The following is a 21,631-nucleotide window of genomic DNA, read 5'->3' as shown; positions in this document are numbered from 1 at the left end:
GAACCGATTGTCTCAGGCAAGGGCAGCGCGCTGCAAAAGCCGGCCTTCCCGAGGCGGCGCTACACCGAGTGCAACACGTAATGTCGCGATGGCAGCCGTGGTGCCGTCGATCACGGGGACCGCAACCTCTGGCTGAACACGCGCGGCTAGCCCTGCAAGCGGGCCGCCGCCCAGAACGATGCTTGTGACCATGTCTTCCTTGGCAGATTTTTGGCACAGCGCCAAAAGCTGCGGTGCCAACTTGACCTGAATCTCGCCTGGATCGCCCCATGTCGCGCCTTCGACCATGTGCATCGCGACAAGCCTGTCACGATGTCCATAGCCCAGCGCCGTCTTGCGTAATGCCGCCGCCATGCTGGGCGCGAAGGACACGATCGACATGCGCGGACCCAAAACCGATGCCATCGCATAGGCTGATTGCGCAATCCCTACGACCGGAACCTCGGTTCGCGCACGTACAGCTTCCAGACCGGTATCTCCGAAAGACGCAAGCACGATACCATCTACCTGTGACGGCCAAGCGGCAAGCGTCCGCGTCACGGCGGCCTCTGCCGCAAGAGCATCCTCGGCTGTGACGATCAACTCGGGCGCGCCTGCGGCGCAAATGGTTGTGATCGCCTCTCCCGGTTGGCAAGCCGCTTGCGCTGCGGCGTCGATCCGTTGTGTCACGCTGGTCGAGGAATTGGGGTTGATGATCAGAAGTCGCATGACATTACCCCAACAGGACCGATGGCAGCCAAAGCGAGATGGCCGGGAAGATATTGACCAGCGTCAGAGCCACCAGCATTGCCCCGATAAACATCAGTAATGGGGGAACGATCTTGCCAATCGAGATTTTCGCAATCGAGCAGGTGATCAGCACCACCGACGCCACTGGCGGGGTTTGTTGGCCAATCCCCAGATTGATCGTGATGATCAGCCCGAAATGCACGCGGTCAATACCCAGTTGGTCAGCCAGTGGCAGGAAGATGGGCACCAGCATCAGGATGGCCGGGGTGCCGTGCACGATGGTGCCTGCCAAGAGGAAGAACACGTTAATCGCCAGCAAAACGATCCAGTAGTTTTCCGAGATGCCAAGGATCGCGTTGGCAATATCCTGCGGGATGCGCTGGTTGGTAAGATACCAGCCCAAAAGGGTAGATGTCGCGACGATAAACATCAGCATCGCGCTGCGTTTTCCGGCAATGCGCAACGTGTCGACGAAGCTTGACCAGCTGAGCGTGCGATAGATCAGCGCGGCCATAACGATGGACCAGAGCGCGGCGACGGCACCGGCTTCGGTGGCGGTGAAAATCCCGCCCAAGATCCCGAACAGAATGAGTATCGGCAGGGTTAGGGGCAGCGCTGCGTCCTTGCCGCTGTCCAGAACACGGGCAAAGCTGAAGGCGCCTTCGGTCGGGAAGTCTTTGTAAACGGCGATCCCATAGGCAGTGGCCAATAGAAGAAAGCAGACAAGAAAGCCGGGCAAGATGCCTGCCGCGAACAGCTCTGCGATAGAAGCATTGGCGACATACGCATAGAGGATCAGGTTCAACGACGGCGGAACGATGATTGCCATCGTCGCCGAAGTGGAGGTCACGGCCGCCGCAAAGGCCGCCGAATAGCCGCGCTTTTTCATCTGCGGGATCATGACCGATCCGATGGCGGCGGCATCCGATGTGGCCGTGCCGGAAATCTCGGAAAAGAAGAGCGATGTCAAGATGTTGACATGCGCCAAGCCACCGCGAATGTGACCGACAAGCGAAGAGGCGAACGCGATCAGCTTTTCCGCGATTTTGCCCTGGTTCATCACTTCGCCCGCGATCATGAACAAGAGCGCTGCGACCAGCAGGTAATTATTCGCGCCGCCGAACGGGATAAGCCCGATGATCATCGGCACTACGGCGGGGTCGAGGAAGACCATCACTGACGCGGTAATGCCCAGAACGAAGGCAATCGGCACCCCCATCAGCAACAGGCCGATCAGCAATGCAAGGATTATGTAGCCGGGCTCCATGAACATCAGCCGTCTCCTTCCGGCAGCAATTCGCCGGGGTTAATGCGCCCCGTTGCGAGACCGACAAATCGGACAAGACAGATCAACGCGATCAGCGCGCCGCCCAGTGGGACCGCGCCGCGGAACAAGATCAGAGGCAAATCTACCGAAATCAGCGACCGCCCCATGAAGCTTGTTGTTGCCAAGCCGCCGAACCAGAAGAGGGTCGCCCCAAACGCGGCCATCAGCAGTTGGTTGATACAGGCAAGCACGCGCTGCACCCCAAGGTTCAGGCTGCGGGCGAAACTGTCGAAGCCCAGATGCTCGTTCGTGCGCGTCAGATATGCCGCGCCGATAAAGGTCAGCATGGCTAGGATGTGCGCGGGCAGCTCTTCGCCCCAAGACACGGAACTGTTCAGGACAAAACGCGAGAAGACGGCATAGTTCAACAAGACCAGCAGGATGCCAGCCACGGTGACGGTAAACAAATCGAGGGCCCGGCACATGATCCGGTCTAGCCACAGCACAATGGCACAAAGACGGTCCATCCTGTCCTCCTGTATGGTTTGGGGGTTGGCCCTGCACGAAACGGCAGGGCCGCCGGGGTTGCGATCAGTTCAATCCGAGAACTTCACGCGTGACCGTGATCATCTCGGGGCCGATCGCATCGGTAAACAGCGGGTCGTCGTAAAGTGGCAAGGCCGCAGCTTGGAAGGCTTCGAAATCGATCTCGTTGATCGCAATTTTGTCGGCCAGTTCTTCCAGCACGCGAGCATCGGTTTCTTCGCCCCAGTTGAAAGTCCATGGCGCGGTTTCCGCAGCAATGCGCAGCACGGTTTCGCGCACTTCATCGGTTTGCGCATTCAGCCAAGGCTGGCCAAACAGCATGAAGGTGGGTAGGTAGACATGGTTCGACAGCGACATGTAGTCCTGCACTTCATAGAGGCGCGCGCTTTCGGCAACCTGAGCGGGGTTTTCCTGCCCGTCGATCACGCCTTGGTCCAGACCGGAATAAACTTCGCCAAAGGACAGGGGCGTGGCATTCGCGCCCAAGGTGTTGAACATGGCTACGCGCTGGCGCGAGGTAGGCGTGCGGATTTTCAGACCTTCCAAGTCGGCGGGGATAACGATAGGGCGCACATTGTTGGTAATCACACGGAACCCGTTGTCCCAAAGCGCCGACAAGACGATCCCGCGTCCTTCGAACCCTTCAGCTAGCAGATCGAACGCAGGCGAGGCCGCGAATTCCTGCACCATGTCACGGTTCTCGAACAGATAGGGCAGGTCGAACACCGCAGCGCGCGGGTTGATCTGCACGACCGCAGAGGCTGAAAGTGACGCGTGGTGCGTGCCAAAACCAAGCCCTTGCAGCACATCCTCTTCAGACCCTAGCGTGTTGCCCATGAAAATCTGGACATCCATGTCCGGCAACTCTGCTTCGACGCGCTCTTTGAATTCCAGAAGGAAGGCATGGGCGAAGCTGCCATCGGGGAGGGAAGAATTGATCTGAAGCACTTGGGCCTGTGCGAAAACAGGCAACAGAGCGGCGCAGGAAACGGCAAGGGCAGGAAGGCGAAACTGAAAGGACATCTTTGGACCTCGTGAGCTGGAGTTGCGGACCCCCGTTTGCGGGCAAGTTCACGGTAGGATATTTTCTTAATGTTTAAATAAGAAAAAATATTTTCATGATGTCAAATCCGGAAGTGCTGCCACAAAAACAGCAGATTTTTGAACTTCTGGGCACCGAATGCTTAGAGAACAAGCAGTTTGGAAACGCTCTGCTCACAACTCATCGAGCGAATCGTGAAGTCCCTCGATTGCAAGAAGACGCTTGCGGCCTGCTTGCCCGGAACGCTCAAGCACGCGGGTGGCAAGGATGTGGCAAAGCGTCAGCACCGCCGCATGGTTGAATAACGGGCCGGGTGCATTGGTTTGTACGCGCAAGCGCCATCGCGGAGAGAGTTCCTCTTCCAGAAGCGATGTGTCTTCACCCGGCTCAGGGGCCACATCGCTTATCAGGGCGGCTTTTCCGGGGGTTTGCCGTAATTCCCGAAACAAAAGAGGCAACTGGCGAACCGTGCGCCGTAGCGCAAAAACCAGCACGACATCTTTGGCAGAGATACTGCTCAGGCTCTCGGCGAGTGTCTGACCTGCTTGCGGCAAAACGGTTACATTTGGCGCGATCTGGCCGATCTGTGTCCCCAGATAAAGCGCGAAGGCCTGCGAGGTCCGAAATCCGATGATCCAAATGCGACCGGCGTTCAGGATGGCATCTGCCAAATTGTCAATTTCCGCCAGTGAAATCGCAGAGAAACTGTTTTCAACATTTTGGCGGCCCTGAGCGATCTGGGTCATCAGCGCAGCCTCTGGCCCTTGATCGATGGCAGACACCCGGAAAACCGCTGCCCCGGTCTGCTGCGCCGCACGAGCGGCCTGACGGGCCTGATCAAAGCTTTCATAGCCGATGCGCCGCACGAAACGCGTTACAGTGGCATTTGATACATTGGCAAGCTGCGCCAGCTCGGTTGCTGAGTAGCTGGCGATTTCACCGGGGAATGACAGGATCGTATCCGCTAGACGCCTCTCGGTTGGATGCAACGAAGGCAAAGCAGCCCTTATTCGGGCAATGTAGGAGCCGGAGGGTACTGCAGACATGCGATCTTCGTAGCCTAGTCACCAAACACTTGACCAGCGAATTTATGGTTTGCTTTTTGAATTATCAGCAAGGGAAGTTGTCGCGCCAGTCCGGTCGGACAAGCTGCGGAAGCCTGAAAGGAGCGAGCCAAATACTCGGGTCAAGGGCGAGCCGAGCGCCATTGGTTCTCCGTTTTGTCTCTGACGGAACCCGCTTTGCAGCATAGAGGGCGACCTTTTGAAAGCTTGATCATTGTCTATCGTTCACCCACGTGCCGACACCCGCTCCCTCAATACCCGGTATTCCGCCAGCCACTTATAAATTACCGCTACCTCGGTCAGCGCGGCCAGCTCCTCCGCCACCTTTGCCTGCTCGGCCCGGCCGTATTCCAAAACCGGCGGGCAGGGGCTGGCCAGAGTGTCGAAACCGCCCCACACGCAAGCGATCAACAAGATCATCTCGGTTGCGAAAGCGACGCGTGGCCGCGTCCAGCATCTGACTTTGAACGGCATCAATGCGCTCCAGTTGGCCCAGTCGTTCGGCGGCGCGCCCTGTGCGCTCGCCGGGACGACGGAGATCGAGGACAAGAAGGGTCACGGACAGCATGACGAGGGCCAAGCTAGCCGCCCGCCGCGCCCAAGGCTGCGCAAGCAGCCCGACCGTGATGCTACCCCACATCAGCGCAGCCCGTTCTTGCAGTTGTCGACCCGGGCCCAGACCGCCACTGCGATTCCGCCCGGCGCCAGCGCAATGAACAGCTAGCGCGGCGTGTCGAGATGCGGCACCAGCGGCAAAACAGCGCCTTGCGCTCCAGGCTCTTCTGATGGCGGTCTGGCGACGAAAGCCAATGAGCAGGCTCACCGTGCATTCGGAGCACGGCGCCCAATTCACTAGCCGGGAGTGGCAGACATTCCTGCGCCAGCATGACCTTCAACCCAGAATGAGCGGACGCGGCACCTGCCATGACAACGCCGTCGTAGAGAGTTTCTTCCAGCTTCTGAAGCGCGAACGCATCCGGTTTCGGATCTATTTAACCCGCGATGCCGCCAGGCCAGACGTGTTTGGATACATCGAGATGTTCTAAGCCCTGAAACGCAAGCGGAAGAACAACGTCATGCTGTCGCCCGTTGACTTTGAAGTCAGACAGCAAAACTGAACGAGGCAGGTGTCAAGGAAACCAGTGGCACCTCATTGTCTCCCGCAACCAAATATTCCAAAGAATGCTTAATCGTTAAGCCACGCATCAACGCGGGGCTTCTGGCCGTGTGCAGGAGCGTGTCCGCAAAAGTGTCTTTGTTTTGGGCAGAGAACAAGTGATCGAAAAATTCCCGTCCCCCGAACAGCGCCTTCGATCAACGTGTGCTTGCCCTGCCACTGAAATCTTGTCCAGCGGAAAGCTGAGACTGGCCGAGTGTCGCGGCCGATGCAGCCCTTTGCGGTATTGTCCGGGACGTGCGCGGGCCCATTCTCTTCAATAAGCGCGACGGGGATGCCTTGCGTTTGGTCTGTGTTCTTGCGCCGCTTAGATCTTCCACCTGTTCAATGGTCGGGCGGTTGCCATCCGTGGGAAAGGCATCCTGCCTACAGTCCTAAAGCATCATTCGTTCCGGCGTGGACAGAAGACTCGTGAAGCGGGCAAGAAACCGTGCCGCATCGGCACCGTTTATGACCCGGTGGTCGTAGGAAAGATCCAATGGCACCATCTGGACCGCGCGGGGTGTGTCATTATCCCAGACAGTTATCGTTTCTGTTCGGGTAATTCCAAGAATGGCGAGTTCCGGCGGGTTCACGATGGGCGTGAAGCCGATGCCGCCGATGCCGCCGAGGTTGCTGATACTCATCGAGGCGCCGCCCATCTCTTCCGGCCCGATCTTTCGGGCTTGTGCCCGTGCGGCAAGCTCCGAGATTTCGGCGGAGAGCTCCCAAAGCCCCTTTCGGTCAACATGTCGAAGGACCGGAACCATAAGGCCATGCGGTGTGTCGACGGCGATCCCGATATGGACGTAATTCTTCAGGATCAAGGTTTCGCCATCCGCCGATAGCGAGGCATTGAAGCGCGGAAACTCTGTCAGGCAGCGTGCCAACGCCATGACGTGAAACGCAAGGGCTGTCAGTTTCAAGCCTCGCGCCTGCGCCTCGGCGCGCCAGGCTTTGCGCAACGCGTCGACTGCCGTCATATCAGCGCGCTCGTGATGCGTAACCTGCGGGATGAGCGCGCCTGCCGCGCTCAGGTTCGCGGCGGCGATCTTGGCCATGCGCGGCATCGGTTCCTCGGTCACGGGGCCATGCGCGGCATGATCCACCTCCCAATAGCGCGAATGGTTCGGCGCGGCCGCCATGGCGGTATTGCCACCCAGATGAGCGTCAACATCCTCGCGGCCCAAGGTGGTGCGCCCGGTGCTGCGGGCGAGCGCTACCAGGTCGACGCCCTTGTTGGCTGCGTAGCTTTTGGTGCTGGGGCTTGCTTTCAGGTCCATGATCCCCCCTTACCAGCTGGCCGAGATGTATTGCGTTTCCATGAATTCGAGCATCCCTTCATGCCCGCCTTCGCGACCCAGCCCGGATTGCTTGGTGCCGCCAAATGGGGCAGCGGGGTCGCTGACCAGCCCGCGATTAAGGCCCACCATGCCGTAGTCCAGCCGCTCGCAAACCTGCAAGGCACGCTTGAAATCGCCGCTGAATACATAGGCCACAAGCCCGTATTCGGTGTTATTGGCCCGCGCGATCACGTCCTCTTGGTCGGTAAAGCTCTGGATCGCGGCGACGGGGCCGAAAATCTCATCTGTCACGCAATCGGCGCTCTCTGGCACGTTTGACAGCACTGTGGGCGGGTAGAAATAACCTGTTCCATCCGGCACCTTGCCGCCGCATTCGATTTTCGCTCCCTTGGCGACGGCATCGGCCACGAACTCGGCCACCTTGTCGCGGGTCGCGGCATTGACCAAAGGCCCGACATCCACGCTGGGATCGGTGCCATCGCCGACCTTCAGGGCCGACATCGCGGCGGTCAGGCGGGCGGTGAAGTCCTTGGCAATCGCTTCGTGCACATAGATGCGGTTCGCAGCCGTGCAGGCCTCGCCCAAGTTGCGCATCTTGGCCAGCATCGTGCCCTCGATGGCAACATCCATGTCGGCATCTTCGAATACCAGAACGGGCGCATTGCCGCCCAGCTCCATCGCGGGCTTTAGCACTTGGTCGGCCGCGCCCTTCAGCAGCGTGCGCCCCACGCCTGTTGACCCGGTAAAGCTGACCACCCGCACGCGCGGGTCATGCAGCATGTGATCGACCAGCGCACCGGTGCGCTTCGAGGGCAGCACATTGACCAGGCCGGGCGGGACACCCGCTTCTTCCAGCAGTGGCATCAGCGCCAGCATTGTCAGCGGTGTTTCCGAGGCGGGCTTGATGATGACACCGCACCCTGCGGCCAAAGCCGGTGCAATCTTGCGTGTGCCCATCGCCGCCGGGTAGTTCCAAGGTGTAATCAGCACCGCCAGACCGGCAGGCTTGTGCTGCACCATGATCCGCGCGCCAGAGGCGGGGGCGTGGGTAATCATGCCGTCAGCGCGCACCGCTTCTTCGGCAAACCAGCGGAAGAACTCGGCGGCATAGGTGGCTTCGCCGCGCGCGTCGTTGCCCGCCTTGCCATTCTCCAGCGTGATCAGATGGGCGAAATGGTCCAATCGCGCGGTCATCAGCTCCCACGCTTTACGCAACACTTCCGAGCGTTCGCGCGGGGTACGTTTGGCCCAATCGGCCATCGCGGTTTCGGCGGCGTCCAGCGCAGCATCGGCATGGGCGATCTCGGCGCTGGCGACAGAGGCCAGAACCTTTTCGGTAGCCGGGTTGATAACGTCAAAGCGCGTATCGGTCTTGATCCATGCGCCGTTGATGTAAAGGTCTGTGTGGTCCATTTCGGTCCTCGATTTACTGCAAATGGCGCAGGGGTTGTTCCAGCCGTCCCGCGACAGTGTTCAAAAGGTCAAGCGCGCCGGGCGCGCTGATATGATCGGCGGCACATTCCAGCACGAGCGTCAGTCCCTTGCCCTTTGGCAGCAACGTTAAAACGGGAACATCTTCGGCCCCCAGTTCCACGTCCTGAACAAAGCTGCCGCGCAAGTCGCGCAAGATCAGCTCGGGCGCCCTCTCGGATGGGGCAACTTGCGACAGGCGGCGCGCGATGGCGAAGCATTCTGCGCGTCCCATGCGCTCGATGGCCAGTGTCTCGGCATGGCCCATGCCTAGCAAGCCGGCCAAGGCGGCGTCGCGATTTTCCACCCCTTGCGATTGTGCCCAATCCAAGAATGCCTCCAGACCCGCACGTTTTATCCGCGCGGTCAGTCGGCGGCTGGCTTGCGCTGTGGCGGTCCGTGGGGCCGTGTCATCGGGTAGGCTGCGCAGAACCTCCAGATCGGCAACATGATAGGGCTGTGGATGGCTGGATTTCACCAGCCGCGACAGGTCCAGCCCCTGTTCCAGCGCCAAGCGGCGCGCTTTGGGCGAGGCTAATATACGCCCGCCTTCCGCTGTGACTGGTGCTTTGGCAGGCGGTGCTGCCGCCGCCGTGGCGGGGGCGGCTTCAGGTTCTGCTACGTCTGCCATGGGGGCTGGGGGCGTCCCAGGCGCGGCGTCCGCCGCAGATCGCGCGACGGGGCTATCCGGTGCGTCTGCGGTCAGAATGGCTACCGGCGCGCCAACCGCCACATCCTCGCCCGCCTGCGCCAGCGTCGCGGCCAAATAACCGCTGGCCCCCGCAGGCACTTCCATCGTGGCCTTGTCGGTCTCGACCTCGAAGAGCAGGTCATCGGGGCCAACCTTTGTGCCCAACTCCACCAGCCAGCCCACCATTTGCCCGCTGTCCTGCGCCATGCCAAGTTGCGGCATGGTGATCTGTTTGCCGTCGGGCAGGGCGTCGCTTTCGTGCGGTGTTGTGGGGGCAGAGGGGGCAAGCGCGGGACTGTCCGCCTCTGCACTCTCCGAGATTTGCGCAATGACCTGCCCAACCGGCACGTCATCCCCTTCGCTGGCGACAATGCCCGTCAAGAAGCCCGCCGCCTGCGCCTCGACTTCCATCGTAGCCTTGTCTGTTTCCACCTCGAACAGGGGATCGCCCTTTGCGACCGGATCGCCGGCCGCTTTCAGCCATGCGACAATGCGCCCCGCGTCTTGTGCCATGCCCAGTTGAGGCATTGTCACGTCATGCGGCATGGATCATCTCCCCGGCGCAAAGCTTGCGCGCGTTCTCGACCACCTGTTCGGCCGTGGGCACGGTGATGTCTTCCAGCGCAGGGCTGAAGGGCACTGGCACATCCATCGCGCCCATGCGCAGCACCGGCGCATCAAGATGGTAAAAGGCTTTCTCGTTCAGGCGCGATGCGATTTCGGCGGTCGCGCCATAGCTTTGGTGGCCCTCGTCGATGACAATCGCGCGGCTGGTTTTCTTGACGCTGGCAAGAAGCGTCGCTTCATCCAGTGGCACAATCGTGCGCGGGTCGATGACCTCTGCACTGATGCCTTCGGCGGCCAGCATTTCGGCGGCTTTCTCGGCCACCTGCACCATGGATGACGTGCCGATCAGCGTAATGTCGGACCCTTCGCGTTTCACATGTGCTTCGCCGAAGGGGATCAGGTATTCCTCTTCGGGGACCGGAGCCTTGTCCTGATACATCAGCTTGTCTTCGAAGATGACGACCGGGTTGTTGTCACGGATCGCGGTTTTCATCAGCCCTTTCGCTTCATAGGCAGACGAGGGCATGGCGACCTTCAGGCCCGGAATATGCGCCACGATGGCTTGCAGCGACTGGCTGTGCTGCGCGGCAGAGCGGCGGGTCGCGCCCATATTGGTCCGCAACACCATCGGCACGGTCAGCTTGCCGCCTGACATATAGTGCTGCTTGGCGGCCTGGTTGCAAAGCTGGTCCATAACCAGATAGATGAAATCGCCGAACATCAGGTCCACGATAGGTCGCGCGCCGGTCATGGCGGCACCGACAGCCATGCCAACGAAGCCGGGTTCCGAAATGGGCGTGTCCAGCACTCGCTCGGTGCCGAATTCTTCGACCAGACCGGACAGCACCTTGAAGGGCGTGCCAGCCTCGGCCACGTCCTCGCCCATCAGGAACACGGTCGGATCCCGGCGCATTTCTTCGGCGATGGCTTCGTTTACGGCCTGCGACAGGGTGATCTCGCGCATGATTTCTCCTCCTCAGGCGGCAAAAACGTGCATGTCCACTTCGGACACATCGGGGTAGGGGGCGGCCTCGGCATAGGCGACGGCCTCGGTCGCGTCCTTCTCAATCGCGGCGTTGATCGCCTCGATCTCGTCTTCGGTCGCAATGCCCTGTTCTACCAACCAAGCCCGGAACCGGATGATCGGATCACGGTTTTCCTTCCAGTCCTTCTCTTCGTCCTTGGACCGGTAGTATTCGCGGTTGATGTCGCCGACATGATGGCCGTGGTAGCGATAGGTCATCAGTTCCAGAAAGAACGGCCCTTCGCCCTTGCGGGCACGTTCGACCAGCTTTTGCGTCAGCTCGTTCACGGCCAGCACATCCTGCCCGTCGACTTGGTGGCTTTCGATTCCGAAGGCCTCGGCGCGCGCGGTGATAGAGCCTGCGGCGATTTCTTCCGTCTTGGTATATTCGGAATAGCCGTTGTTCTCGCAGGCATAGATGACCGGAAGTCTCCATAGGGCTGCCATGTTCATGACCTCGTACATCAGCCCCTGCGCGGTAGCCCCGTCGCCGAAAAAGCAGACGGTCACATCGTCCGAGCCTTGCAGCTTTGCGCGCAGCGCGGACCCGGTGGCGATGCCCATCGACCCGCCCACGATCGCGTTCGCACCAAGGTTGCCGTGGCTTTGGTCGGCGATGTGCATCGACCCGCCTTTGCCGCGGCAATAGCCCTCGGCCTTGCCCAGAAGCTCGCAGAACATTTCTTTGAATTCGGCGCCCTTGGCCACGCAATGCCCGTGGCCCCGGTGCGTGCTGGTGATCCGGTCGTCATCTGTCAGCGCCTCGCAAATGCCAACGGCGACGGCTTCCTCGCCAGAATACATATGCGTCAGGCCCGGCATCTTGGCCGACAGGTAAAGCTGGTTGGCGTTGTCCTCGAAGGTGCGAATGCGCACCATCTGGGTATACATCCGCAAGTAGTCTTCGGTGTTTGTCTTGGTCATGGGCTCTCCGCGCCCCGGGCTTGACCCGGGGCCTCTACGGTTGAGGTCCCGGGTCAAGCCCGGGACGGGGTTTCAATACCGGTTGGCGATCGGAAGTTCCTCGGCCGGGAACAGGCTGATGACTTCGCAGCCCGTCTCGGTCACGACCACCTCTTCCTCGATACGGGCAGCGGAATAGCCGTCTGCGGCGGGGCAGTAGGTTTCCAAGGCAAAGACCATGCCTGTCTGGATTTCCATCGGGTGCTCGAGCGACACGGCGCGGCTGATGATAGGCCGTTCGTGCAGTGCCAGTCCCAGACCGTGACCGAATTGCAGGCCGAAGGCTGCGTCCTCGTTCGGAAACCCGAGCGACTCCGCCGTGGGCCAGACTTCGGCCACCTTGTCGGTGGTCACGCCCGGCTTGATCATCGCGATCGACGCGTCAATCCACTCGCGCGCTTTCACATAGGCGTCGTTCTGTGCCGGTGTCGCGCGGCCTACGTTGAAGGTGCGATAGTAGCAGGTGCGATAGCCTTGATAGCTTTGCAGGATGTCGAAGAAGCATTGGTCGCCGGGCCGGATCAGCCGGTCGGTGAAATTGTGCGGATGCGGGTTACAGCGTTCGCCCGAAATGGCGTTGATCGCTTCGACATCGTCCGACCCCATCTCGTAAAGCAGCTTGTTCGACAGCGCCACGATGTCATTCTCTCGCACGCCGGGTTTCAGTTCTTCGTAGATCATGTGATAGACGCCATCGACCATGCTGGCCGCCTGCGTCAGAAGCTGGATTTCATCCCAGTTCTTGATCTCGCGCGCCGCCAGCATGATCTGCTGCCCATCGACAACCTTGATCCCTTCTTCCTGAAGTGCATGGAACATCGCGGTTTCGGCATAGTCCACGCCGACAGGCATATCCGCCATGCCCGCGTCCTTGATAAGTTGCGCGATCATCTTGGCATATTTCTTCATCAGCCCGAATTCGGGCGGGATCGTGCCGCGCATCCCAACCACCCCGGCCAGGCAATGGGTCGGGTCCAGCCAGTCGGAATAACGCTGGTGATGCACCGCGGCTGAGCCGAAATCCCAGACATAGGGGCTGTCATCGCCCGTCAGCAGGCAGAAGCGGCACATCTTGTCACGCTCCCATTCGCCGATCTTTGTGGCGCTCACATAGCGGATGTTGTTCACATCGAACAACAGAAGCGACCCGGCATTGGAATTCTGCAAGCTTTGACGCGTGCGCGCCAGCCGGTAGCGACGCAGGCGGTCATGGTCGACGCGACGTTCGAAATCGACCGAGGTGTGGCCCCAGGCGGGCAGCCGGTCACGCCATTCCCAATTGGGTTCTAGGTCTTGCGGGGTCAGCAGGTTCGGCATCAGCGCGCGTGTCATGGAAAGCTCCTTCCGGGTGCGCGAGGGCACACCCGTTCATAGGTAAGTTGCAAGAAAAATCAGTGGGTTACTTCGTGACCCAGCCGCCGTCGATAGAGATCATCTGGCCGGTCATGTAGTCGCTGTCATCAGACGCGAGGAACGACGCCGTGCCGACCACGTCCTTGGGGTAGGACACACGTTTGATGACAAGATTATTCTCGACAATATCGTCATAGGCTTGACCCGCGCGCTCTTTGAAGCCGATCTCGACCAGGTCTTTGTCCAGTTGTTCCCAAAGCGGCGTCACGACCACGCCGGGGGCGTAGCCATTGACGGTAATGTTGTGCTCTGCCAAGCCAAGCGCGCCGCATTCGGTCAAAGCAAGGCAGCCGTATTTCGAAGTACAGTAGACCGTCACATCCACCAACGGTTTGCGGCTGGCGATAGAGCCCACATTGATCAGCTTGTAAGGCTTGTCCTGCGGGCCTTGAGCGATCATCTGGCGGGCGGTTTCCTGCATCCCGAGCCACATCGCCTTGGTGTTGACGTTCATGATCATGTCCCAGTTGTCTTCGTCGATATCCATGAAGAACCGGGGCTTGTTGAGGCCTGCGTTGAACAGGCCCACATTGATGGACCCAAATGCCTCTACCGTGGCGGCTACGGCGGCCGCGTTGTCCGCCCGCTTGGTCACATCCATCTTGACCGCGATGGCCTTGCCGTTCCCGGCGGCGTTGATGCGGTCGGCGACCTCTTGCGCTTCGTCCAGCGACAGATCGCCCAAGCAGACATTCGCGCCCTGCGCGGCGAAGGCCTCGGCATTGGCGGCCCCCATGCCGCGCGCGGCACCGGTGATCAGGATGTTTTTGCCCTTCAGGCGATTGGGGTCCATGGTATCCTCCCTAAGTAACCTTGGATTTCAGGATTTTCTCTGCCTCGGCCTGCACGCGGTTCAAAGCGTCGCGCGGGGCAATGATCCCGCGCAACATGTCGTGCAACTCGCGCCCGCACAGGTCGATGATGTCCGAGACCTGCGGGATCGGCGGTCGCGGCCAGAATTGCAGCTCGTCACGCCACGACATCTGGTCCAGCAGGCCGAAAATCGGGGACAAGCGGCGCACTTCCGGGTCCGCGCCCACGGAATAGCGCGGCTCGGTCCGGCTGCCATTCTGGGCATAGAGCTTTTGCGCGCCGGGCGAGGTGAAGGTGACAAGCGCCTCGACCGTGTCGTCGATCCGTTCTTCGGCCAGGTTGGCCGGAACACACAATACATAGCCCCCCACCGGCGCGATCGGGCTGCCCTGCGGTCCATGCGGGTGTGGAATATACCCGGTGTTGCCATGCGCGGGGCTGTTTTCGTTCAGCTCGAAATACGGGGCCAGCAGGGTGTAGCCATAGGCCATGGCCACATGGCCGGCACCATAGGGGCGCACGCGCTCATACCAGGACATGGACAGAATATCGGGGGGCGAATAGTCCAAGAGTTGCATCAGGTATTCGGCGGCTTCCAGCGCGCGCTCCGTGTTCAACGTCGGAGTGAAGCCGCCCCGCGCCAAGTGGTCCGTGTCATACCCCCCGGCAATCCGGGGAAGGTCGATGATCGGCTGCCCGAACGCTGCGCAGGTCATCATGAACGTATGCCCCAGCGCCGTGCCCCGCGCCGCGTTCCAGGCAACGCCGTAGCGCCCGCGTTGCGGGTCGTGCAACTGGCGCGCAGCAGCAATCACGGCATCGGTGGTCGTGGGTGGCTCTAGCCCTGCATTGGCGAACCAGTCCTTGCGGTAGAACATCAATTCAGGCGTGGTCTGGCTGGGCACGCCATATGGTCGCCCGGCCCAATGCGCGGCGCGCCATCCAGCGGTGTGGAAATCTGCAGGGTCCAGCCGCGCTACGTTCATCACCTCGTCCAACGGGCGGATGACGCCTTTCTCTACAAACTCGCCAACCCAAGGCAGGTCGACGGCGATCAGGTCATAGCGGCTTTTCTGTCGTTCGGCATTGCGCAAAGCTTCTTCGCGCAACCGGTCGATACTGAATGCGCGCTGATGGATGGTCGTGCCCACGATTTGCTCGAACTGGCGTTTCAGCCCTTCCATGACCATGAAGGTCGGGTCGCCATGCACCAGGATGCGCAGCCCGCCCGCCAGTTTTAACGGTTCTGGCAGCGCCCGCGGTGGGGCGATGGCGGCGCGTCCAGGCTGATAGGAGCCGCCGAAATAGTAATCCGTCGTTTTGGGGGTTGAACCAGCTTGGTCGAAATATTGCCGCGCCAGCCGGTCGATGCGGTCCGCCAACTGGCTGAACCCTTCCAGCAAGGCAGCGCTGGGATGCAGCGAGTGACTTTTGCCGGTGCGCGTGCGCACCCGGCGGTCAATCAGGCCCGCCGCTTCGACCTCTGCAAGCTTGCGGCTCGCGGTGGCATAGGGCACGCCCGCCGCGGCAATGAGCGACGAGGGCGAAACTATCCGGCCTTCGGAATGGCTTTGCAACAAGTGCAAGACCATCTTCAAATGCGGATTTGGGGTGCTTGGCTCCAACGAGCTATCCAGCTCAACCATCAGGTCGGACAGAAAATTCGTCACGCGGTCGACATCGGGATCGGCAGATGCGACAACCGCGTCCGATAGCGTGACCGCCAAGGATTGTCCGATTTGAATGTTTTTGGCCGTGCTGTGTTTCATTGTCTCGGGTGCAGTTTTGGGCCGGGGCGGTCTGGGACGGCGCATGTCGTCGCTCCTCTTTGTTTTTCGCAAAATGGAGATCGCGAATATCGCTGAATTATCCATTATGAGAGCAAACTGTATCAAAATGGATAAGATGAAGGAGGCGTCATCTGTCAAAATCGCGATGACTTGAAGCGTGATCGGTCGGGGCACACCCCGTTGAGTGCGGAGGTTGCTCGCGATCGCGCTGAATATTCCACGGGAGGAACGGAAGATGAAATCAGTACTGAAGACAGCACTTATCTGCTCGACCGCGATGATCGGCACCGCAGCCGGTGCGCAGACAATGACAATTGGCATCACCCAGAACAACGTGGGCGTCGACAGCTACCAGACCACCTACGAGCAAGCCTTCATCGCGGCGGCAGAAGCGAACCCGGACGTCAACGTGGTTGTGCTGGACGCTGGCGGCGACGTGGCCCGTCAGCTTGCCCAGATTGACGACCTGATCCAGCAGCAGGTCGACGCGATGATTATCTGGCCAACGAATGGCGAAGCCGTGATCCCCGCAGTGCGCCGCGCGTCGCAAGCCGAAATTCCGGTTGTCATCACCAACTCGAACATTGCCGAAGCGGGGTTTGACTTCATCTCGTCCTTCTCTGGCCCGGATAACGTGACCCAAGGCCAGCGTGCCGCAGAGATCATGTGCGACCGCTTCAAGGCGCTTGGCATCGAGAACGAGGCCAAGGTCGTGCATATCACCGGCCAACCCGGCTACACCACCGCGATCGAGCGCGCGCAGGGCTTCAACGACCGCTTGCCCGAGGTCTGCCCGAATGTCGAACAGATCGACGAACAGCCTGGCGACTGGAACCGTGAAAAGTCGCAGCAGGTCATGGAAGCCTTCCTTGTCCAGTATGACGACATCGATGGTGTTTACTCGGGCGATGACAACATGGGTGTCGGCGCCATGAACGCAGCGATTGCGGCCGGTCGTGCCGAAGGCATCACCTTCGTCGGCGCAACGAACTTTGCCGTGGGGTATGACGCCATGGCAGAGGGCACCTACTGGGGGTCGATTTACCAATCTCCGGTCGATGACGCCGAGGCCGCGCTGCAAACCGCCATCGACATCCTGAATGGCGAAGAGGTGCCATTCCTGAATTACTTCGACACGCCGAAGATCACCCAGGAGAACATGGACGAGTTCACCAAGCCGGTGTTCTAAGATCCTCCCAGACTGCGTGGGGCGACTTTGGTTGCCCCACGTTTCTGGTTATTCCAAAAAACGACGGACGGGGGCGATATGGCACGCGTTTCAGGGCGGTCATGTATCGTGACAGGGGCTGCGCAAGGCATAGGCCGCGCAATCGGAGAGGCGCTTTTGGATGAAGGCGCGCATGTGTGTTTTGCCGATATAAACGCCAACAAGGTCGAGCAAGTCGCCGCTGAAAATGCCAAGCGTGCGGCTGAAGCAGGGGCCAAGGTGACACATGCCGCCGTCGACGTGACCGACCGCGAACAAGTGCGCGCCATGATCGCGCATACGGTGGAACGGTTCGGGCGTCTGGATGTGAAATTCAACAATGCGGGCGTCAACAAGCCGATGAATTTCCTCGATGTGACCGAAGCCAACTGGAATTTCATAATGGGAATAAATGGCTTGGGTTGCCTGATCGGGATGCAGGAAGCCGCCCGCCAGATGATCGCGCAAGGCACGGGTGGCAAGATCGTGAACACCGCCAGCATTGCCAGCCGTCAGGGCTTTGGTAACGTCGCGCCATACTGCGCGAGTAAATGGGCCGTGGTGTCGCTGACGCAATCGGGCGCGCGCGATCTGGCTGCGCATAACATCACCGTCACGGGTTTCGCGCCGGGCGTGGTCGCAACCGAGATGTGGGAACAGGTCGACCAAGACCTTATGGCCATCGGTGCCGCCGAACGGCCGGGTCAGGCGATGGAAGAGTTCTCGGCCGATATTCTGAAAGGCCGGGTCGCCACCCCGCAAGACATTACCGGGACGACGACCTTTCTGGCCTCGCGTGACAGCGACTACATGACCGGCCAGATCATCATGATTGACGGGGGCATGACGCTGGTCTGACGGCGTCGTCCTTGGGAGGGGACAAGATGGGATTGACCAAACAAGACATCGGCAAGGTGCTGGCGAAGCAGGGCATCCTGATCGCCTTTGTCGTTTTCATGATCGGCTTCGCGCTGGCGAACCAACGCTTTATTGCCATCGACAATATCGCAGGCGTGATCCGCTCTTCGGCCATTCTTGGGGTCATGGCGTTGGGCGTGACCTTTGTTGTGATCGGCGGCAATCTGGACCTGTCGGTCGGGTCGATGATGTCCTTTTCCACCATCGTGGTGCTGGATCTGCATGACAAGATCGGACCCGCGCTCGCGATACCTGCCATGTTTGCCATGACGTTATGTCTGGGCGCGTTCATCGGGTTTCTGGTGGGGTATCTGAAGCTCAATTCGCTGATCGTAACCCTTGGCATGTTATCGGCCATTCATGGCCTGACGCTGACTTGGTCGGGCGGCAAGAACATGGATATTGCCGATAAATCAGGGACTTGGTTCTCGGTTTTCGGCCAGGGCGAGGTCATGGGCATTCCTGTGCCGATCCTGATATTCGCGGCCTTGGCCGCACTCTTGGCCATGCTGTTGGCGAAAACGCCGTTCGGACGCAAGGTCTATGCTGTTGGCGGCAACGGTCAGGCGGCGACCTTCTCGGGCATCCCGCGAGCGCGGGTGGTGTTCTACACCTACTTGATCTCCGCCTTCTGCGTGGCCGTTGCTGGGCTGTTGCAGGCCAGCCGCAGCTTGGGCAGCCAAAACACCGTGGGGCAGGGGATGGAGCTAGAGGTTCTGGCCGCCGTCATCCTTGGAGGCGCATCGTTGCTGGGCGGCTCTGGCACCGTGTTCAAAACCGTGATCGGCGTTCTGATCCTTGGGTTCATCCAGAATGGGCTGCTGCTGGTCGGGTTGGATTTCTACGTCCAATACATCGTGACATGGGTCATCATCATCCTGGCCGTCTGGCTGGATGTGGCCGCCAAGCGGGGCCGCTTGTGGTCCCCCATCGCGTAAGGAGGCCGGAGTCATGAGCAACCGCAAAGACCTGTTGAAGCGAAGCGCGATCTGGGGCTTCATCCTGCTGGAACTGGCGTTCTTCTCGATCATCGGCGACCAGTTGTCGGTGTCGGACCAGCCCTTCCTTGCCTATGACAACATGCTGCTGGTGCTGAAGCAATCCGCGCCCATTGGGATCATCGCGCTGGGCATGACGATCATCATGATTAACGGCAATATCGACCTGAGCGTGGGGGCGATCTTTGCCCTTGCCGCCATTGTCATGCTCGACAGCATGACATGGCCTTTCATGCAAGGCTTGGGCGACTGGGCGATCCCGCTGGCATGGATCTTCGCGCTGATGACAGGCGTCATCATGGGGGCGATCAATGGCCTTCTGGTTTGGAAAACCGGGGTCGATGCGTTCATCGTGACCTTGGGCGCGATGCTTGGGTTCCGCGGGCTTGTCTTTATGTTTAACGGTGAACAACCCACGAGCCACCTGAACTGGACCTTGGTAGATTTCGCCGAAGCGCAATTTCTGGGCCTGCATACCGCGACATGGTTCTTGCTGGGCACGGCGCTTGTGCTGTGGCTGTTGATGACCAGAACTGTCCATGGCCGCAATGCCTATGCCATTGGCAACAACCGCGAAGCGGCGGTGAATGCCGGCATCCGCGTTGGGCCTCACTTTGTCTGGAACTTCATGCTGATCGGCTTTCTGGCGGCGCTGTCGGCGGTGGTGTTCTATTCCGAAAGCGGGTCGGTCAACCCCAATGACGGTATGCTTTACGAATTGTGGGCCATTACCGCCGTTGTGTTGGGTGGCACCAAGCTGGCCGGCGGTTACGGGTCCATTATCGGGACATTGGGCGGTGTTCTGGCCATCCAGATCCTGCGCAAGGGGCTGGGCCATATCGGGGCCGATACGCAGACAGTGAACCTTGTGATCGGGTTGATCCTGATCGCCGTTCTGGTGCTGGACCGCCAGTTGAACCGCAAGGGCCAAGGAGAGTTGAAGATATGACCGATCAGATACCGGTTCTTCGCCTTGACGGCATTGTCAAAACCTTCCCCGGGGTGCGCGCGCTGGATGGGGTGTCCTTCGATGTGCGCCCCGGCGAAGTGCACGCCCTGATGGGCGAGAATGGCGCTGGCAAATCCACGCTGATGAAAGTCTTGGGCGGTATCCACGCCCCGAACGAGGGGCAGATTTACATCGCCGAGCAACCCGTCACGATGACCTCGCCCAAGCAGGCCAAGGCGAATGGCGTGGTGTTCATCCACCAGGAACTCAGCCTTGCGGATGAATTGACGGTGGCCGAGAATATTTTTCTGGGCGAATTGCCGCTGAAAAGCTTCGGACGCGTCGATTGGGAAACGCTCTATGCCCAGACAGATGAGATTCTGAAAACGCTGAACGTGGGGTTTGATGCGAAAACCCGCGTCGGCGATCTGTCCATCGCCAACCAACAAATGGTTGAGATCGGGCGCGCGCTGACCGTCTCGCCCCGCGCGGTTATCTTTGACGAGCCGACCGCGTCGCTGACCGATGCCGAGAAAGTTGTTCTGTTCGAGGTGATCGCAGGGCTTCAGGCCAAGGGGGTTGGGATCATCTATATCTCGCACCGGATGGAAGAGATATTCAAGATCACTGACCGGATTAGCGTTTTGCGCGATGGGCAGTATCGCGGCACGCTGGAAACCGCGAACACCAACGAGGACGAGGTCACGCAACTTATGATCGGGCGCAGCCTGGACCTGTCGCGCAGTCCCGTGACCCATGACTTGGGCGATGTAGCGCTAGAGGTCCAAGGATTAAGCTGCGGTGATCTGTTCCAAGATGTCAGCTTCCAATTGCGCAAGGGCGAGGTTCTGGGCTTTTACGGTCTCGTCGGTGCGGGCCGGACAGAGATTGCCGAAACCATTTTCGGCCTGCGCAGCCCGTCTGCCGGAAAAATCCTGCTGCATGGCCAAGAGGTGCGGATCAACTCTCCCATCGATGCCGTGCGCAATGGCATTTCGCTTGTGCCGGAGGATCGCAAGGACCAAGGCTTGGTTTTGGGGATGAATTGCCGCGACAACATGACCTTGCCACAGGTCGATGACCTGACCGCAGGGCCATTTGTCAGCGATGGGGCAGAGGTCGCGATCTTCGACCAGTATCGTGACAAGCTCGACATTCGCACACCGGGTTGGCGGCAAACTGTTGGTAACTTGTCTGGCGGAAACCAGCAGAAGATCGTGATCGGGAAATGGTTGTCGATGCGCCCGGACGTGTTGATCGTGGACGAACCCACGCGGGGTATTGATGTTGGCTCGAAATCTGAAATCCACAACCTGATCCGCGATCTTGCATCGCAGGGCTACGCGATCATCGTCATCAGTTCCGAGATGCCCGAGGTCTTGCGCGTTTCCGACCGTATCCTCGCCATGTTCACAGGGCGGATCACACATGAGTTTTCCTCGGCAGAGGTCACGGAGAACGCGCTTGTGCAGGCGATTTCTGGTCTGATGTAGACTTGGTGCGGGCCGAGACCTCTAGGAGATAAGAATTCGCTTTTCTGCTACCCTTGCGACTGCAAACCTTATGCGGTGGCGGTTGAAAAGCACCTATCCTTCGAGCTTGCCCACATCCGGCAAAGAGACGGTTTGAACCGCCCCTTGTTTGCCGGAGACCCAGAAGTAAGGATACTGGGTCATGGGAAAGATGAAGAACGGAACACGTTATCCAGAGGAACTGCGCG

The 21,631-nt window shown here is 59.9% G+C and carries 19 protein-coding genes and 1 pseudogene; 7 read left to right on the top strand and 13 right to left on the bottom strand.

Annotated elements, in window-relative coordinates:
• Window positions 1-12: 12 nt before the first annotated feature.
• From J1C52_RS14045 to J1C52_RS14025, 5 genes are all read right to left on the bottom strand, one after another.
• A complete protein-coding gene (locus J1C52_RS14045; protein ID WP_227428570.1) occupies window positions 13-708 on the bottom strand; it encodes an aspartate/glutamate racemase family protein in 696 nt (231 codons plus the stop codon).
• A gap of 4 nt (window positions 709-712) precedes the next feature.
• Window positions 713-2,002, bottom strand: a complete 1,290-nt coding sequence (locus tag J1C52_RS14040) for a TRAP transporter large permease (protein ID WP_227428569.1) — start codon at window positions 2,000-2,002, stop codon at window positions 713-715.
• Window positions 2,002-2,523, bottom strand: a complete 522-nt coding sequence (locus J1C52_RS14035) for a TRAP transporter small permease (RefSeq protein WP_227428568.1) — start codon at window positions 2,521-2,523, stop codon at window positions 2,002-2,004. The genes J1C52_RS14040 and J1C52_RS14035 overlap by 1 nt, the downstream gene beginning before the upstream one ends.
• Window positions 2,524-2,587: 64 nt before the next feature.
• Complete coding sequence (locus J1C52_RS14030; RefSeq protein WP_227428567.1) at window positions 2,588-3,565, bottom strand: TRAP transporter substrate-binding protein; 978 nt, start codon at window positions 3,563-3,565, stop codon at window positions 2,588-2,590.
• A 192-nt stretch (window positions 3,566-3,757) separates the two neighbouring features.
• Window positions 3,758-4,630, bottom strand: a complete 873-nt coding sequence (locus J1C52_RS14025; protein ID WP_227428566.1) for a MurR/RpiR family transcriptional regulator — start codon at window positions 4,628-4,630, stop codon at window positions 3,758-3,760.
• 397 nt (window positions 4,631-5,027) lie between these two features.
• On the opposite strand from J1C52_RS14025, the gene J1C52_RS14020 reads away from it, so the two are divergent.
• Both J1C52_RS14020 and J1C52_RS14015 read left to right on the top strand, forming a co-directional pair.
• Window positions 5,028-5,372, top strand: coding sequence for a hypothetical protein (locus J1C52_RS14020; protein WP_227428565.1), 345 nt, complete (start codon window positions 5,028-5,030; stop codon window positions 5,370-5,372).
• 40 nt (window positions 5,373-5,412) lie between these two features.
• A pseudogene (locus J1C52_RS14015) lies at window positions 5,413-5,766 on the top strand (DDE-type integrase/transposase/recombinase); the annotation flags it as partial.
• 433 nt (window positions 5,767-6,199) lie between these two features.
• Here the strand turns inward: J1C52_RS14015 and J1C52_RS14010 are convergent.
• The 8 genes from J1C52_RS14010 to J1C52_RS13975 all read right to left on the bottom strand — a co-directional run bounded on the left by J1C52_RS14010 (window position 6,200) and on the right by J1C52_RS13975 (window position 15,818).
• Window positions 6,200-7,087 carry a 2-oxo acid dehydrogenase subunit E2 gene (locus J1C52_RS14010; protein ID WP_227428564.1) on the bottom strand — a complete coding sequence of 296 codons (888 nt, stop codon included), beginning with the start codon at window positions 7,085-7,087 and terminating at the stop codon, window positions 6,200-6,202.
• Between the two features lie 9 nt (window positions 7,088-7,096).
• Complete coding sequence (locus J1C52_RS14005) at window positions 7,097-8,521, bottom strand: NAD-dependent succinate-semialdehyde dehydrogenase (protein WP_227428563.1); 1,425 nt, start codon at window positions 8,519-8,521, stop codon at window positions 7,097-7,099.
• A 13-nt stretch (window positions 8,522-8,534) separates the two neighbouring features.
• Window positions 8,535-9,815: a biotin/lipoyl-containing protein gene (locus J1C52_RS14000; RefSeq protein ID WP_227428562.1), complete on the bottom strand. Its 1,281-nt coding sequence runs from the start codon at window positions 9,813-9,815 to the stop codon at window positions 8,535-8,537.
• On the bottom strand, window positions 9,805-10,800 hold the full coding sequence (locus J1C52_RS13995) for an alpha-ketoacid dehydrogenase subunit beta (protein WP_255618529.1): 996 nt from the start codon (window positions 10,798-10,800) through the stop codon (window positions 9,805-9,807). The genes J1C52_RS14000 and J1C52_RS13995 overlap by 11 nt, the downstream gene beginning before the upstream one ends.
• 12 nt (window positions 10,801-10,812) lie before the next feature.
• Window positions 10,813-11,784, bottom strand: coding sequence for a thiamine pyrophosphate-dependent dehydrogenase E1 component subunit alpha (locus J1C52_RS13990; protein ID WP_227428561.1), 972 nt, complete (start codon window positions 11,782-11,784; stop codon window positions 10,813-10,815).
• Between the two features lie 72 nt (window positions 11,785-11,856).
• Complete coding sequence (locus J1C52_RS13985) at window positions 11,857-13,155, bottom strand: M24 family metallopeptidase (RefSeq protein ID WP_227428560.1); 1,299 nt, start codon at window positions 13,153-13,155, stop codon at window positions 11,857-11,859.
• Window positions 13,156-13,222: 67 nt separating this feature from the next.
• Window positions 13,223-14,029, bottom strand: coding sequence for an SDR family NAD(P)-dependent oxidoreductase (locus J1C52_RS13980; RefSeq protein ID WP_227428559.1), 807 nt, complete (start codon window positions 14,027-14,029; stop codon window positions 13,223-13,225).
• 10 nt (window positions 14,030-14,039) lie between these two features.
• On the bottom strand, window positions 14,040-15,818 hold the full coding sequence (locus tag J1C52_RS13975) for an extracellular solute-binding protein (RefSeq protein ID WP_227428558.1): 1,779 nt from the start codon (window positions 15,816-15,818) through the stop codon (window positions 14,040-14,042).
• Between the two features lie 256 nt (window positions 15,819-16,074).
• Between J1C52_RS13975 and J1C52_RS13970 the strand changes: the two genes are divergently transcribed.
• The 5 genes from J1C52_RS13970 to J1C52_RS13950 all read left to right on the top strand — a co-directional run bounded on the left by J1C52_RS13970 (window position 16,075) and on the right by J1C52_RS13950 (window position 21,404).
• A complete protein-coding gene (locus tag J1C52_RS13970; protein WP_227428557.1) occupies window positions 16,075-17,028 on the top strand; it encodes a sugar ABC transporter substrate-binding protein in 954 nt (317 codons plus the stop codon).
• A 78-nt stretch (window positions 17,029-17,106) separates the two neighbouring features.
• Window positions 17,107-17,904, top strand: a complete 798-nt coding sequence (locus J1C52_RS13965) for an SDR family NAD(P)-dependent oxidoreductase (RefSeq protein ID WP_227428556.1) — start codon at window positions 17,107-17,109, stop codon at window positions 17,902-17,904.
• 26 nt (window positions 17,905-17,930) lie between these two features.
• Window positions 17,931-18,902 carry an ABC transporter permease gene (locus J1C52_RS13960; protein ID WP_227428555.1) on the top strand — a complete coding sequence of 324 codons (972 nt, stop codon included), beginning with the start codon at window positions 17,931-17,933 and terminating at the stop codon, window positions 18,900-18,902.
• 13 nt (window positions 18,903-18,915) lie between these two features.
• Window positions 18,916-19,911: an ABC transporter permease gene (locus tag J1C52_RS13955; RefSeq protein WP_227428554.1), complete on the top strand. Its 996-nt coding sequence runs from the start codon at window positions 18,916-18,918 to the stop codon at window positions 19,909-19,911.
• Entirely contained in the window at window positions 19,908-21,404 is a 1,497-nt protein-coding gene (locus J1C52_RS13950; protein ID WP_227428553.1) for a sugar ABC transporter ATP-binding protein, read from the top strand. The genes J1C52_RS13955 and J1C52_RS13950 overlap by 4 nt, the downstream gene beginning before the upstream one ends.
• The last annotated feature ends 227 nt before the right edge of the window (window positions 21,405-21,631 follow it).

This window comes from Roseibaca sp. Y0-43, assembly GCF_020667835.1.
Lineage (GTDB): Bacteria > Pseudomonadota > Alphaproteobacteria > Rhodobacterales > Rhodobacteraceae > Roseinatronobacter.
The sequence above is the reverse complement of the archived record's forward strand: the minus strand, read 5'-3'. Positions and strand labels throughout refer to the sequence as shown.